The 13582-nt window shown below is 74.5% G+C and carries 11 protein-coding genes; 2 read left to right on the top strand and 9 right to left on the bottom strand.

The features are described 5' to 3' along the window. The first annotated feature begins 45 nt into the window (after positions 1–45). Positions 46–987: a chaplin family protein gene (locus IE260_RS42775; protein ID WP_229880426.1), complete on the top strand. Its 942-nt coding sequence runs from the start codon at positions 46–48 to the stop codon at positions 985–987. A 173-nt stretch (positions 988–1160) separates the two neighbouring features. Here IE260_RS42775 and IE260_RS05460 read toward each other — a convergent pair whose 3' ends face one another. Continuing rightward, positions 1161–2426 (bottom strand): NAD(P)-binding domain-containing protein, encoded by a 1266-nt coding sequence (locus tag IE260_RS05460; RefSeq protein WP_189869422.1) that lies wholly within the window; start codon positions 2424–2426, stop codon positions 1161–1163. 2 nt (positions 2427–2428) lie between these two features. Beyond that, positions 2429–3691, bottom strand: a complete 1263-nt coding sequence (locus IE260_RS05465) for a carboxylate--amine ligase (protein ID WP_189869312.1) — start codon at positions 3689–3691, stop codon at positions 2429–2431. Between the two features lie 173 nt (positions 3692–3864). Between IE260_RS05465 and IE260_RS05470 the strand changes: the two genes are divergently transcribed. After that, a complete protein-coding gene (locus tag IE260_RS05470) occupies positions 3865–5112 on the top strand; it encodes a glycoside hydrolase family 26 protein (protein WP_189869313.1) in 1248 nt (415 codons plus the stop codon). A gap of 143 nt (positions 5113–5255) precedes the next feature. Here IE260_RS05470 and IE260_RS05475 read toward each other — a convergent pair whose 3' ends face one another. Genes IE260_RS05475 through IE260_RS05505 form a run of 7 tightly spaced genes read right to left on the bottom strand, consistent with a single transcriptional unit; the run spans position 5256 to position 13575 of the window. After that, positions 5256–5912, bottom strand: a complete 657-nt coding sequence (locus IE260_RS05475) for a YveK family protein (protein WP_189869314.1) — start codon at positions 5910–5912, stop codon at positions 5256–5258. After that, positions 5909–7063 carry a glycosyltransferase gene (locus IE260_RS05480; protein ID WP_189869315.1) on the bottom strand — a complete coding sequence of 385 codons (1155 nt, stop codon included), beginning with the start codon at positions 7061–7063 and terminating at the stop codon, positions 5909–5911. The genes IE260_RS05475 and IE260_RS05480 overlap by 4 nt, the downstream gene beginning before the upstream one ends. A gap of 1 nt (position 7064) precedes the next feature. Then, positions 7065–7829 (bottom strand): polysaccharide deacetylase family protein, encoded by a 765-nt coding sequence (locus tag IE260_RS05485; RefSeq protein WP_189869316.1) that lies wholly within the window; start codon positions 7827–7829, stop codon positions 7065–7067. Then, positions 7813–9519, bottom strand: a complete 1707-nt coding sequence (murJ, locus tag IE260_RS05490; protein ID WP_189869317.1) for a murein biosynthesis integral membrane protein MurJ — start codon at positions 9517–9519, stop codon at positions 7813–7815. The genes IE260_RS05485 and murJ overlap by 17 nt, the downstream gene beginning before the upstream one ends. After that, entirely contained in the window at positions 9516–10856 is a 1341-nt protein-coding gene (locus tag IE260_RS05495; protein WP_189869318.1) for an O-antigen ligase family protein, read from the bottom strand. Before IE260_RS05495 ends, murJ begins: the two co-directional genes overlap by 4 nt. 5 nt (positions 10857–10861) lie before the next feature. Next, positions 10862–12289 carry an exopolysaccharide biosynthesis polyprenyl glycosylphosphotransferase gene (locus IE260_RS05500; RefSeq protein WP_189869319.1) on the bottom strand — a complete coding sequence of 476 codons (1428 nt, stop codon included), beginning with the start codon at positions 12287–12289 and terminating at the stop codon, positions 10862–10864. Further along, positions 12286–13575 (bottom strand): glycosyltransferase, encoded by a 1290-nt coding sequence (locus IE260_RS05505; RefSeq protein WP_189869423.1) that lies wholly within the window; start codon positions 13573–13575, stop codon positions 12286–12288. The genes IE260_RS05500 and IE260_RS05505 overlap by 4 nt, the downstream gene beginning before the upstream one ends. Between the last annotated feature and the right edge of the window lie 7 nt (positions 13576–13582).

Here is a 13582-nt window from a genome sequence, read left to right on the forward strand (position 1 = left end):
ACCAAGGCCGGCTTTCCCAGTTCTTCAAGCAGGAAGATAAGCACATTGCGACAGACCCTGAGCAGGGGAGTGTTCGCGGCGGCTGCCGCCACGGGCATTCTGTCCCTGTCCGGAACCCCCGCACTCGCCGACTCGATCGCGGTGGGAGCCACCGAGGATTCTTCCGGTCTGCTGTCCGGGAACAACATCCAGGCGCCGATCGAGGTGCCGGTGAACGTGTGCGGCAACACCATCGGTGCGGCCGCGGCCCTCAATTCGGCGACCGGCAACGCGTGCGGCAACACCTCGAACGGTGACCAGTCGTCCGCGTCCTCGTCCGGTGCCGCCTCCACCGGCAGCTCCTCCACCGGCAGTTCCGCCGGCGGCAGCCGCGCGGTGGGCACCACCGAGGACGCTTCCGGCCTGGTGTCCGGGAACAACATCCAGGCGCCGCTCAGCGTGCCGGTGAACGTCTGCGGCAACACCGTCGACGTACTGGCGGCCCTCAATTCGGCGACCGGCAACTCGTGCGGCAACACCTCGTACGGTGACCAGTCGTCCGCTGCCTCGTCCGGCACCTCCTCCACCGCCGGCAGCGAGGCGGTGGCCACCAGCGAGGAGGCCTACGGCCTGCTGTCCGGGAACAACATCCAGGCGCCGCTCGGCGTGCCCGTGAACGTCTGCGGCAACACCATCGACGTGGTCGCGGTGCTCGACGACGCCTACGGCAACTCCTGCGGCAACACCTACGCGCCCGAGTACGGCACCGACGAGGTCACGCCTCCGGCGTCCTGCGACGACTGCGAGACGCCTCCGTCCACCACCCCTGCCCCTCCGACCCGCGTCGTCGAGACGCCGCCCTCGGTCGGCGTCGAGGAGCCCGGCCTGGTGCCCCAGCTCGCCGAGACCGGCAGCGAGGGCATGCTGGTGGCCTCGGTCGCCGGTGCCGCGCTGCTCACGGGCGGGGCGATGCTGTACCGCCGCGGCCGTACCGCCGCGCGCCAGTAGCCGCTCCCGGGTGCCGGACGGAGCCCGCCCGGCACCCGCGCCCGCCGCACCCGCGCACGCCCCCGGGCCGACGCGAGCCACCGTACGAGGTGGCCGAGCCGGTCCGGGGGCGTGTCGCCGTCTGCGGGCCGCTGACGCGTCGAGTCGCGTCAGCGGCCCGCAGACGGCCTTGGTCAGTGGCTCACCGGCGACGGGGACCCGCTGCGGCTGCCGGTTCCCGGCACGGGGACCGTCGCGCGCGCCGGCGTCAACCTGAGCCGGCGGCGCACCCCTTGGACGAGGGTCGCCGCCGTGAACGTCGCGCCGTGGACGAACCGCATGGCCGGGCCGAAACCGGAGGCCGTCACCAGGCCCGCGAGGAACAGCCCGGGCTGGGACGACTCGAAGTCCCGCCCGGTCGCCGGGGAGCCGTCGGGCAGGACCGCCAGCGTGCCGCACAGCTCGGCGGCGAGCATTCCCATCCGGTCGCAGCGCGGCCGGAACCCCGTGGCGGCGATGACGTGCTCGGTCTCCAGGGTGCGCACGGCACCCGCCCGGTCCGCCATGTCCAGCCGTACGCCGCCCGGTACCGCGCAGGCCGCGGTGACCTCGTGGCCCGGCAGCAGCTCCACCGCACGCTCCACCCGGTCCCGCACCCACCACGCGCCCGCCGGTCCGAGGGCCGTGGCCGCGATCCGAGCCCGGGTCGACTGAGGCAGACGCCGGAAGACACCGGGACGCTCGGAGTAGAACCAGTTCCGCCAGCCCGGACCCAGTCCGCTGTGCGGGGAACGGACCGACTGCCACCACGGGCGCTCCCAGGGCGGCGGCACGTCGTTCCACCGCAGCTGTTCCGCCCGCGCCAGCACCCGTACCCGCGTGCCCTGTTCGGCGAGGAGCGCCGCGGTCTCCAGCGCCGCCTGACCGCCGCCGATCACCGTGACGTCCTTGCCGCGGAAGGGTGCGAGGTCGCTGTGGTGGCTGCTGTGCGTCACCAGCGAGGGGTGCAGCCCGCGCAGTGCGGGCGGTACCTCGATGAACGGCATCACGCCCACGGCCAGCGCCACCGTCCGCGCGTGCACCACCTCACCGTCCTCGACGACCGCGGTGAACCCGCCGGGGCCCGACGCCACCCGGGTCACCATGCGTTCGTCCACCTCCGGCACGGCGTGACGCGCGAACCACAGGCCGTACTGCGCGAAGGCCTCCACGGGGATCGGGTGCGCGTGGCGTGCCGGCAGCCCCTGCTCCGCGCAGTACGCGTCCAGACGCCAACGCCCCTGCGGGTCGGAGAGGTTGGACGCCCAGGGCTCCGACTTCAGGAACATGCCGCCGGGCATGTGGTCACGCCAGGACGCCATGGGCCGGCCGAACACCCGCAGGTTCAGACCGGCGGCCGCGGCGTGGGACGCGATCGACAGACCGTACGGACCCGCGCCCACCACCAGAAGGTCGTACATCATCAGCTGCTCGCTTTCTCGTTGTCGGTCAGGGAGGGCGAGGCCGCCCTGGGGATCAGGTGTGCCGTCGGTGCCGGCGGTGGCGCCGTGGCCGCGCCGAGCCGCTGTCGCACCCGGCCGGTGACATGGCGGCACCACAGGGCCCACATCGCCCGTCCGGGATCGGGGTCGTCCCGGGCGTACCAGGCCAGTTCGCGTCCGTCGCGCGCCGGACGCAGCGCGGCGAGCGGCGCGTAGTTCTCCACCACGAAGGTCCGCCCGGCCAGCGGGGCACCGTCCGGCAGCGGACGGTCCGTCAGGTCCAGGTGCAGAGCGCGTACGACGTCGAGTCCGGCGCTGTCGGCGAACAGCCGGAACTGGGCGCCGGGCCGCGGGTTGAAGTCGAGGAGGTGGTAGCGGCCCGTCGTGCCGCAGCGGCGGAAGTCGAGGTCGAAGATGCCCCGGTAGCCCAGCTCGCCGGTCAGCCGCTCGGCCAGCTCCCGCACCCGCGGCTCGGGCGTCCAGCGGCCCACCGCGGTCAGTCCCGCTCCGCGCGGCCAGGACAGCTGCTTGCGGCCCGGCCCGCCCGCGCGCACGGCGCCCGAGCGGTCGGCGTAACCGTGGAAGAACCAGTCGCGGTCCGGCCCCGGCGGCAGGTACGCCTGCAGCAGCAGCCGGCTGCCCGCCTCCTCGGTGCGCAGGTACAGCTCCCGGGCCTGCTGCGCGGACCGCACCAGAGACGTGCTGCGCAGCCCGCTGCCGGCCGGCAGCAGCCAGGGCCGGCTCCACTTCGCCACCACCGGCAGTCCGAGCCGCCGCACGTCGGCCGCCGCCCGCTCCGGGCTGTCCGGGACCAGCGTCACCGGGTGCGGAACGTCCGCGGAGGCGCACACCTCGGCCAGTTCCGCCTTGTCGGCGACGCGTTCCGCCAGTGCCCCCGGCATCGCCGGCAGCAGGTAGAAGGGAGCGAGGGCGTCCCGCATGCGGGCCACGGCGATGGCGCTCGCGTCGTCCATCGGGACCAGGACGGCGGGAGACGTGAAGTGGCCGGCCACCCGGCGCAGTACGGCCACGATGTCGTCCGCGGACGCTCCCGGGTGCGGCGGGGGATGCATCCGGCGTACGTAACGCGACCGGTGGACAGGGCTTTCCGCCGCGTCGGCGACGACATGCACTTCCACTCCCGCCCTGCCGAGTGAACGCACGGCGCCCAGCGTTCCGTGGTGAAAGGGATTCCGGTCGACCCGCAGCACTACTGCGGGGAAGCGGGTGTCGAGCAGCGACACGAATTCTCTCTTTCTTTTGGTGCGACTCACCCGCATGGGCGAGTCCGGTACTCGAAAGCCCCAAGTGCACTGGCGCCGGGGGATTTCGTGTGCCTGACTTCATATGACGGTTCGTCAATAGTGAGAACTGAGGCCGAAGTCGGACGAGAGCTAGAGGGAAGGAAGGAGCAGGCATGGCTCCACAGCACAAGCGGACGCGGATTCGCAGGCTGGCCGTGGGCGCGGCGGCGGTCGCCGCGTCGGCCGCCGTGGCGGCCGTTCCCGCGGCGGGGGTGGGGGTGGTGCGAGCCGCCGATCCGGGCGTTCCGGCGCCGACCCCGACCGCGGCCCTCGCCGGACCGCCCCCGGCCCCCGGGCCGGAGAAGCCCCCGGCGGCCGTCCCGGTCCCGGGGAAGGAGGTCCCGGCCTTCGGCGCCTTCCTCAGCTCCGACCAGCGTGGCGTGGCGCGCATGGCGCAGCTCAGCCGCTGGCTGGGCGGTGCCGAGCTCCGTGTCGGCCACACCTACCTGCCCGGCAACCGCTGGAGCGACATCGAGGGCGACATCCACTTCCTCGAGGCGTGGGCGCGCTGGCGCAACGAGAAGGACGACCGGATGCTCGTCCTCAACGTTCCCCTGCAGGAGCGCAACGAGGAGGGCGTCCCCGACGACGAGGTCCGGCGGCTGCTGCGGCGGGGTGCGGCCGGGGAGTTCGACCACCACTTCCGTGCCCTGGCCGAGCGACTGGTCCGGCTGAAGGTGCCGGACACGGTCCTGGTGCTCGGCTGGGAGATGAACGGCATCACGTACACCCACCGGTGCGGGCCGGACCCTCAGTCCTGGAAGAAGTACTGGAACCGGATCGTCACCACCATGCGTTCGGTGCCGGGCCAGAAGTTCCGTTTCGACTTCACGCCGAGCCGTGGCCGGGACGCCGTTCCGTGGACACAGTGCTACCCGGGGGACGACACCGTCGACGTCATCGGCATGGACGCCTACGACCAGCCGGCCGGGATGTCCTTCGACCAGCAGGTGAAGGAGCCCTACGGGCTTCAGGGCCATGTGGATTTCGCGAAGGCCCACGGCAAACCCATTTCCTATCCCGAGTGGGGGCTTTTCCGTAACGGCGACAATCCCGAGTACATGCGGGGCATGCTCGCGTGGTTCGACGAGCACAAGCCGCTCTACAACACGCTGACCGACTACTGCCCGCACGGTGTGTGGCAGTGCGGGGCCAACCCGCGCTCGTCGCGCGTCTACCGGTCCGCCCTCTTCGGCCGTACCGACGAGACGGCCCCCGCCCCCACCCCCACCCCGACACCCACCCCCACCGCACCGCTGCCCCCGGCGGGCTGCTCGCCGCTGGACCTGGGCAGCTGGGTGGAGTACTGGCTCGGAGGCAAGCTCTGCCTCCGCTTCGACTGGTGGTCGCGCGACGACTAGCGCTCCCGTCGACCCGGCCGGTGGCGGCCGGCCCGTACCGGGCGCCGCCACGGCCGGGGACCGTCCGTGCTCCCGCTCCCCGGCCCGGGCCGATGCGGCCACCGCGTGCCGGCGGGCGGCGTGTCCGGTCGGGTTCATCGGCGTCATTGCTTTCCGTGCACATCGGCGGCGACGGCCGGATTGGGGACCGAGGGCGCGGGGGCGGGGCCGTCGTTCCGGCCGGCCCGTCTCGGCCGTGCCAGCAGGGCCAGGCCGCCCAGCAGCCCGCCCGCGCTCGCGCCCACGGCGGTGGTCACCGCCGGTGACGCGGACGTCGGCTCGCTCGGCTTCACCGCACGCGAGAACTGCACCAGGCGGACCTGGGTGCTGTCCTTGGTGTGGTCCGCGTGCTGCGTCAGGGCGCGGGAGACCGCGTTGGCCATGTCGACGGCGAGGCCGGGCCGCGAGGAGGTGGCCGAGACGGCGACCATCGGAGCGTCCGGCGAGGTCGCCGCGCGCACTCGGTCCCGCAGCGTGCGCACCGGCACGCCCGCCCACACCTGCGCGTCCCCGAGCACCGCGAGCTGCGTGGCCACCCGGCCGTACGCCTGCGCGAAACCGCGGGCGGCCTCCGGGGTGGACTTCGAGGTCGGTACGGCGACGACGTAACTGGTGGCCGTGTAGGTCACGGGTGTGAGCAGCCCGTACGCGCCACCGGCCAGGCCGCCGACGAGGGCGCCGGCCGCGAGCGCGGACCAGGACGGCAGCCTCCTGTCACGAGCCAGGTACTTCAGGCGCTGACGGGTCGGAGTGTCGGTCATGACGGGCTTGCTCCGAGGGGTGAGAAGGATGACGACGAACGGGAGACGGCGGCCGCGTACACGTCCATGAGGCGGGCCGTGCTCCGGGTGATGCTGTAGCGGTGCGCGACCTCCGGGGCCGTGCGCGGCCGGGCGCCCGCCGCGCGCACCTCGGTGATCGCCCGGGCGTAGGCCTCGGGCCCGCCGCGGACCCGGCGGGCGCCGACGGTGGCCGCCGGCGGCAGGTCCTCGATCGCCGGGCAGGAGGCGTAGAGCACGGGCAGGCCCGATGCCAGCGCCTCCACGACGGCCAGGCCGAAGGCCTCCTCCGCGGAAGGGGACGCGAACAGGTCCATCGCCGAGGTGAGGGAGGGAAGGTCGGGTCCCGGGGAGCCGTCGGGGACGTAGGGACGTTCGCCGGTGAACAGGACGCGGCCCGCCACACCGGCCTCGTGGGCCGTGCGCCGCAGGAGGTGTTCCTCGGGTCCGCCGCCCACCAGCAGCAGCCAGTGGTCGTCCCCGAGCCGGGCGAGCGCGTGGATCAGGACGTCGAAACGCTTGCCGGGGGCGAGCCGGCCGACGCCGCCGACGACGAACGCCCCCTCCGGCAGGCCGAGGCGGCGCCGGGTGCGCTCGCGCCGCTCCGGGTCGAAGCGGAAGCGGTCCAGGTCGATGCCGTTCGGGACGACCTCGATGCGGGGCGCGGGCACCCCCCACCGTTTGAGGCGGTCCGCCACCGCCGAGGAGACGGCGACCGTCGCCGAGCCGAGGCGCTCGCTGGCGAGGTACAGCGCGCGGACCCCCGGCGTCAGGCTGCGGCCCTCCATCTGCGAGTCGCCCAGGGAGTGTTCGGTGGCGACGACGGCGCGTACGCCGGCGATGCGCGCGGCGAGCCGGCCGTAGACGCAGGCCCGGTACAGGTGCGTGTGCACCAGGTCGTAGCCGCCGGCGCGGATCACCCGGACCAGTTGGGGCAGCGCGGTCAGGTCGCGGTTGCCGCCCATGCCGAGATGCACGACGCGGACGCCGTCGGCGGTGAGGCCCTCGGCGACCGCGCCCGGGTTGGTGAGCGTGACGACGTCGCAGTCGACCGGCAGATGGCGCAGCAGCAGGCGCAGTTGCTGCTCGGCCCCGCCGACGCCGAGGCCGGTGATGATGTGCAGGGCTCTCATCTCACAGCCCTTCCACCGGGCGCCGGCGCAGCCGGTGCAGACGGTGCTTGAGGAACAGCCGCCACGTCGTGTCGTTCTGACCGACGTGGACGCGCGGCAGGGCGTGCGGACCGGTCAGCGGGCCGGGGTCGATGGCGCAGGCATAGGTGTATCCCGCCTCCCGTACGGCCTCGACGGCACGGGCGTCGACGGTGCCGTACGGGTAGCAGAAGCCGTCGACGCGGGTGCCGGTCAGCTCCGTGAGCAGGGCCTGGCTCTCGACGACCTCGGCCTTGAGGGTGACGTCGTCCGCCCGGGTGAGGTCGACGTGCGTCAGTCCGTGCGAGCCGATCTCCACCCCCTCGGCGGCCGCCTGCCGGATGCCGTCCGCGGTCAGCAGCGGCTTGCGCGGCCCGAGCGGGTCCCAGGCGTTGACGCCGCCGAGCCGTCCGGGCAGGACGAAGAGGGTGGCGCCGCAGTTCCAGCGGCGCAGCAGCGGCAGGGCGTGGGTGAGGAAGTCGGCGTACCCGTCGTCGAAGGTGAGCCCGACCAGGCCCCGCCCCTCGCCCCGGGCGCGGGCGGCGAGCAGGTCGGCCACGGACACGCCGCGCAGCCCGCGCCTGCGCAGCCAGGCCAGCTGCCTGCCGAGCCGTTCCGGCGTGACGGTGATGCGGTACGGATCGTCCGAGCAGTCGCCCACCGAGTGGTACATCGCCACCCACGGCAGCGGGCCGGGGCGTGGGGCGGGGAGTCTGCCGGTCTCGACGGAATCAACGGAAGCGGCCATGGGTGAGCCTTCGTTTGACGGTGCGTACGGAGCGCAGTGCGGACGGGAATCCCTGGGCGCCCAGGGCCCAGGCGAGCAGGACGAAGACGGCGGTCACGGTCAGACAGCCCGCCGCCAGGCCCGCCACCGGGGACTGGAGCCGGCTCGCCACGAACGCCCCGGCGACGGTGGCGGCGATCGTGGCGAGCACGGGCCTGCTCAGCTCGGCCAGGACCTGCCGGACGCGGACGGTGACACTGTTCGGTCCGGCGCCACGGGAGGTGCGCAGGCCGGCGAGCAGCAGGGCGGCGGTGGCGGTGATGCCGAAGGCGTTGGCCGCGGCGATCCCCGCCACCCCCCAGGGCCGCACGGTCACGGCGCCGATCAAGGACGTCACGGCGATGCCCGCGGCCATCACGCCGACGGGGTACCAGCTGGGCCGGCCTGCCGAGAAGTACGAGCGGACCAGCGCGCCCACCAGGGTCTGGCCCAGCAGCCCGAGGGCGTACACGCGCATGACGTCGGCCGTCGCCACGGTGTCGTCCGCGGTGAACGCGCCGCGCTGGAAGAGCAGTTCGATCATCTGCGGGGCGCAGGCGATCACCGCAGACATGCCCAGCAGGACCACGCAGGAGGCCAGCACCAGGTCCCGCTCCACCCGGCTGCGGGCACGTTCGGTGTCGCCGTCGGCGAGCGCCCGCGCCACCACGGGGAAGGTGACGGTGCACACCATCAGCGACAGCGTCATCGGGATCTGCGCCACCTTCTGCGCGTAGTTCAGGTGGGAGATGGCCCCGGACGGCAGGGAGGAGGCGAGGAAGCGTTCGACGAGGACCTGCGACTGCCGGCACAGGGCGAACAGGAGTACGGCGGCGACCAGGGCGAGCCGCATCGGCCGCTCCTCGACGCCGGACCCGGCCCCGGGACCGTCGGCGGCCGGCGCGGGCGACGTCAGCTGCCGCCACAGGGACGGCAGTTGCACCGCCACCATCAGGCAGCCGCCCACCGCGACCCCGACCGCCGCGGACCGCACGCCCCACCGGCCGCCGAGCAGGAACATCGCGGCGACGATGCCGGTGTTGTAGGCGACGTAGATCGCCGCGGGCGCGAAGAACCGGCGGTGTGCCCGCAGAGCGGCGCTGCAGTACCCGGCGAGTCCGAAGGCCAGCAGGCTGATCGCGGTGAGCCGGGTGCAGTCGACGGCGAGGCGGGGGTCGGGCAGCCCGGGTGCCAGGACCTGGACCACGTAGGGGGCCGTGCCGGCGACCAGTGCGGCCACCGCGGCGAAGGCGAGGCACAGACGGGGCAGGGTGGCGGCGACCAGCGCACGGACCGGGTCCCCCGGGGCACCGCGGGCGCGGCGGGCCAGCGCCAGGCTGAACGCCGGGATCAGCACCAGGGCCAGCCCGTCCTCGATCAGCAGCGTGGCGGCCAGCTCCGGCACGGTCCACGCGACGAGGAAGGCGTCCGTGTCGCTCCCGGCCCCGAACAGCCGGGCCAGTGACTGGTCGCGGACCAGGCCGAGCAGCGAGCCGGCGATGGACAGCGAGGCCGTGACGAGCGTGGCCCGGGCGAGGAACTTCCGTGAGACCGAGGCCGAGGCCGAGCCCGGGTCGGTGCCCGCCCCGGCCGGGGCGGCCGCACGTGCCGCGGGGACGGTCGCCGCCCCGTCGGCCTCGGGGCCGGGCGTCTGTGAAGGCACCACCGTCATCGCGCCACTGCCTCCCCGACGCGCTCCCCGGCAGCGTCCCGAGGCCTGGCCTCCGGCTCGCCGCAGGCCAGCGCCCACCACGCCGCGAGCCCGAGGGCCATGGCGGTCAGCACGGTCGAGGGGCCGCCGATGTCCCCGTACACGAAGTCGGTCAGGAGCCAGACCAGCAGCCCGCAGGCGACGAGCCCGCAGTCGAGGCCCGGTCCGCGGCGGCGGACGAGCAGCAGCCGCCGGGCACCGCACACCAGCAGCGCCAGCCAGCTCCCGACGAGCGTGACCAGACCGATCAGGCCCTGCTCGCTCAGCACCAGCAAGTACATGCTGTGCGGCGACAGCAGCGCCTGCTTGTGGTACTCCGCTCCGGCGCCCTCGATGTCGCTGCCCGACGACAGGGCCACCGTGGCGTGCGCGTCACGGTACTCGGGAAAGTTCTTCAGGCCCACGCCGGTCAGCGGGTGCTCCCGCCACATGCCGGTGGCCGACGCCCACAGGGTGTACCGGTCGACGACGGACTGGTCGGGCGCGTCGGTGACCTGCGCGATGCTGTCGATCCGTTCCTGCAGCGCCGCAGTGCCGACGCCGAACCCGCCCATCAGGATCACCCCGGCGGCGGCCACCGCGGCGGCCACCTTCAGCGCGCGGCGCAGCCCGGCCATGGCCAGTTGCGCGGCGCACGTCAGGGCGGTCGCGATCCAGGCGCCCCGGCTGAAGGAGAGCGCCAGCGGCAGCAGCAGCACCGCGGCGCACACCGCGGCGGCCAGCCGCTGCCGTACGGGCGCCCGGCCCAGCGCGATCCCGGCCGCGCACACCAGGCCGAGGGACACCACCGTCGCCATGCCCATCACGTCCCCGGCCCCGAAGGTGCCGACCGCCCGGATGCCCTCGCCCTGGTAGGAGGCGCCGGTGCCGGTGGCGTACTGGTGCACGCCGACGGCCCCCTGCCACAGCGCGAGGCCCACGAACGACCAGGCCAGCACACGGAAGCCGGCCCGGTCGCGGAGCAGGATCAGCACCGCGGCCGGGACGAGCACGAAGATCTGCAAATAACGGCCCATGCCGGCGAGCCCGGCCTGGGGCGAGGACGCTCCCAGCGCGGCGAGCGCGATCCCGACGACCGGCAGGCCCAGCACCAGGGCCGCCGCGGGCGACAGCGGGCGCCGCCGTTCGCGCAGGACACGGATCACGCAGTAGCCCACCACCAGCCCGGAGACCACGTCCGCGGGTCCCGCGCCGTCCCCCGTCAGCGGCAGGGCCAGCAGGACGGGCACCGCCACCAGCGGCAGGACCGGCACCAGCGCGGCGGCCCGCCGCGGCAGCGGGGCGAGAGCGTGGCTCACGTCTGTCAGCTCCCCGTCGGACGTACCAGCGTGGCCGCGGTGCGCAGGAGGATGCAGATGTCCTGCCACAGCGACCAGTCGTCGATGTAGGCGTTGTCGAAGCGGCAGCGGTCCTCGATCGAGGTGTCACCGCGCAGCCCGTGGACCTGGGCGAGACCGGTGATGCCGGTCCGCATGCGGTGACGGGCCGCGTAACCGGGGTAGGTCTGGCTGAACTGCGACACGAAGTAGGGGCGTTCGGGGCGCGGGCCGACCAGGCTCATGTCGCCCCGGAGCACGTTCCACAGCTGGAGCAGCTCGTCGAGCGAGGTGCGGCGCAGCATGCGGCAGAAGCGGCGCATCTCGTTCTCGTCGGCCACGCTCCACCGGGTCGCCGACTCGTGCTCGTCGACGGGGCGGTGGGTACGGAACTTCAGCAGCGTGAACGGCTTGCCGTCCCTGCCGATCCGCTCCTGCCGGAACACCACGCCCGGACCGTCACTGAGACGCAGTGCCGCCGCGCACGCCAGCAGCAGCGGGCCGGCCAGCAGCAACAGCGTGCCCGACACGAGGATGTCGAGCATCCGCTTGCCCGCGCCGCCGCCGCGCACGGGGGACAGGTCCAGCCGCCGGCAGGAGAAGCCGGCCAGCCGTTCCCCCGTGGTGTACGACGGGCAGTCGGCGTCGACCTCCCAGATCACACAGCCCGAGGCGGCCAGCGTGCGCAGCAGCGGCCCGTGTTCGGTGTGTGCCGAGGGGTGGACGGCGAGCACCGCCCGCACCCCGTTCTGGATGACCGCCCGCTCGACCTCCTCGCCGGTCCGCAGCACCGGGATCCCCTCCGTGCCGTCCGGCTGCTCGGCGACGACACCCACCGGCCGCACGCCGCACCGCGGGTGGCGCAGCATGGCGGCGGCCACACGCTGTGCGGTGGCCGCCGGGCCGACGACGAGTGCGGCGCGCGGATGGCGCAGCAGGGCGGCACGCCGTCGCCCGTGCACGGCCGCGCGCAGCACACAGGCCGCCGCAGCCTGCAGGGCGAGGCCCGCCAGCACGGTTCCGGCGGACACCGCGTGCTCCGGCCGGTACGCGGCCCAGAGCGCGGCGGCCGCCAGCCAGGAGACGGCGATACGGCCGCACATGGCGGGCAGTTCCTCCAGCAGTCCCGGTACCGGCGGCCGGCCGTCGCGCGGCCGCAGCAGCAGCGACGCGACGACGAGCAGCGCGATGAGCAGCGGGTGCTGCCGGGTGCCGGTCAGGGCCAGTGCGCCCAGCAGGGCGGCGGCGCCGTCCGCGGCGATCAGCGGGACCGGGGAGGCCGGCCGCGCGGGGGGCCGGGGGACGGGTGGCCGGACACCGGTGGCGGTGCCGGGGGCCGGCATGACGGAGACGGGTGAGAATCCGTGGTCCCGTGGCGTTACGCCGGGGGAGGGCACGGTACGTTCGGCAGTCACGAGTGGATGGACTCCCTGTGCTCGGTGGGCTCGACGTGCTGTGTTGTCCGGGCCGCCTCGGCGCCACAGCCCGTGTCGAGCGGCTGACCGTGCTCAGCGCCGCGGGCCGTGGCGGCCCCGGGCGCTCGGGACGGGCGCGTCCGTTGCGTGGCGGACCACGTGCCGAGCAGGTCGCGGTAGACGCCCGCGACCTGCTCGGCGGTGTGTCGTACGTCGTGGAGGGCGAGCACGTGCCGACGCCCCCGGTCGCCGAGGGACTCGCGCAGCGGCGGGTCGAGCAGCAGCGCGGCGACGGCCTCGGCCAGCTCCCCCGGGTCCTCCGGCCGGACCAGGCACCGGTCGGTGAGTGAGGGCGGCAGGCTCTCGCGGGCGCCGTCGACGTCCGTGATCACCACCGGCCGTCCGCAGGCCATCGCCTCCAGCGGGGCCAGCGCCATGCCCTCCCAGCGGGACGGCAGGACGACGAGATCGGCGGCCTGGTACCAGAGCGCGGCGTCGGCGACGGCTCCCGCGAACAGCACGGACCCGGGGGCGCCCTCGCGCAGCCGGGCGAGGTCCGGCCCGTCGCCGACCAGGACGAGACGGGCGTCGGGCACCCTGTCCACGACGGCGTCCCAGGCCCGCAGCAGGAGGTCCTGCCCCTTCTGCCGGCACAGCCGCCCCACGCAGACCGCGAGCGGCGTTTGCGGGCGGACGCCGGCGAGCGGTGCGAGTCCCGCCCGTACGGTGCCGGCGGCGGCCGGGTGGTAGTGCTCGGGGTCGACGCCGTTGGGGACGACCGTCCAGCGGCCGGTGATCCCGGCGTCGACGCCGGTCGCGCGTTCCGCCTCGCTCACGCACACCGTCCGCGTGGCCCAGCGCGCCCCCCACCGCTCCCACACGAGCGCGGCAGCCGCGGTCGCCCCGCCGACCGCCTCGAACGACCAGGCGTGCGGCTGGAAGACCGTCGGGATCCGGCCGCGCACCGCCAGCCGCCCGGCGAGTCCGGCCTTCGCGCTGTGCGCGTGCACCAGATCGGGGCGCACCTCGTCGATCAGCCGGGCGAGCTGCCGAACCTCCCGCACGAGCGACGGACCCGGCGACCGTGTCGCCTGCCAGTGCCGCACGTGCGCGCCGAGTGCCCGCAGCCGGGTGGTGAGCGCGCTGTCCGGGCAGGCGGCGGTGACGTGCAGGCCGTCCGCCAGCTGTGCCCGGACCAGATCGGTCACGACGCGTGCGACCCCGCCGTCCACCGGTTGGGTGAGGTGCAGGACCCGCGGCCGGCGGCCGACGGGTGACGGGACCATGGGCACG

The sequence above is a fragment of the Streptomyces viridiviolaceus genome (genome assembly GCF_014650995.1).
GTDB classification, from domain to species: Bacteria; Actinomycetota; Actinomycetes; order Streptomycetales; family Streptomycetaceae; genus Streptomyces; species Streptomyces viridiviolaceus.

What these genes read in the sequence shown, in the direction of transcription:
- IE260_RS05460 (WP_189869422.1), bottom strand. Translation starts at nt 2,426, where the DNA reads ATGTACGACCTTCTGGTGGTGGGCGCGGGTCCGTACGGTCTGTCGATC.
- IE260_RS05475 (WP_189869314.1), bottom strand. Translation starts at nt 5,912, where the DNA reads ATGACCGACACTCCGACCCGTCAGCGCCTGAAGTACCTGGCTCGTGAC.
- murJ (WP_189869317.1), bottom strand. Translation starts at nt 9,519, where the DNA reads ATGACGGTGGTGCCTTCACAGACGCCCGGCCCCGAGGCCGACGGGGCG.
- IE260_RS05470 (WP_189869313.1), top strand. Translation starts at nt 3,865, where the DNA reads ATGGCTCCACAGCACAAGCGGACGCGGATTCGCAGGCTGGCCGTGGGC.
- IE260_RS05480 (WP_189869315.1), bottom strand. Translation starts at nt 7,063, where the DNA reads ATGAGAGCCCTGCACATCATCACCGGCCTCGGCGTCGGCGGGGCCGAG.
- IE260_RS05505 (WP_189869423.1), bottom strand. Translation starts at nt 13,575, where the DNA reads ATGGTCCCGTCACCCGTCGGCCGCCGGCCGCGGGTCCTGCACCTCACC.
- IE260_RS05485 (WP_189869316.1), bottom strand. Translation starts at nt 7,829, where the DNA reads ATGGCCGCTTCCGTTGATTCCGTCGAGACCGGCAGACTCCCCGCCCCA.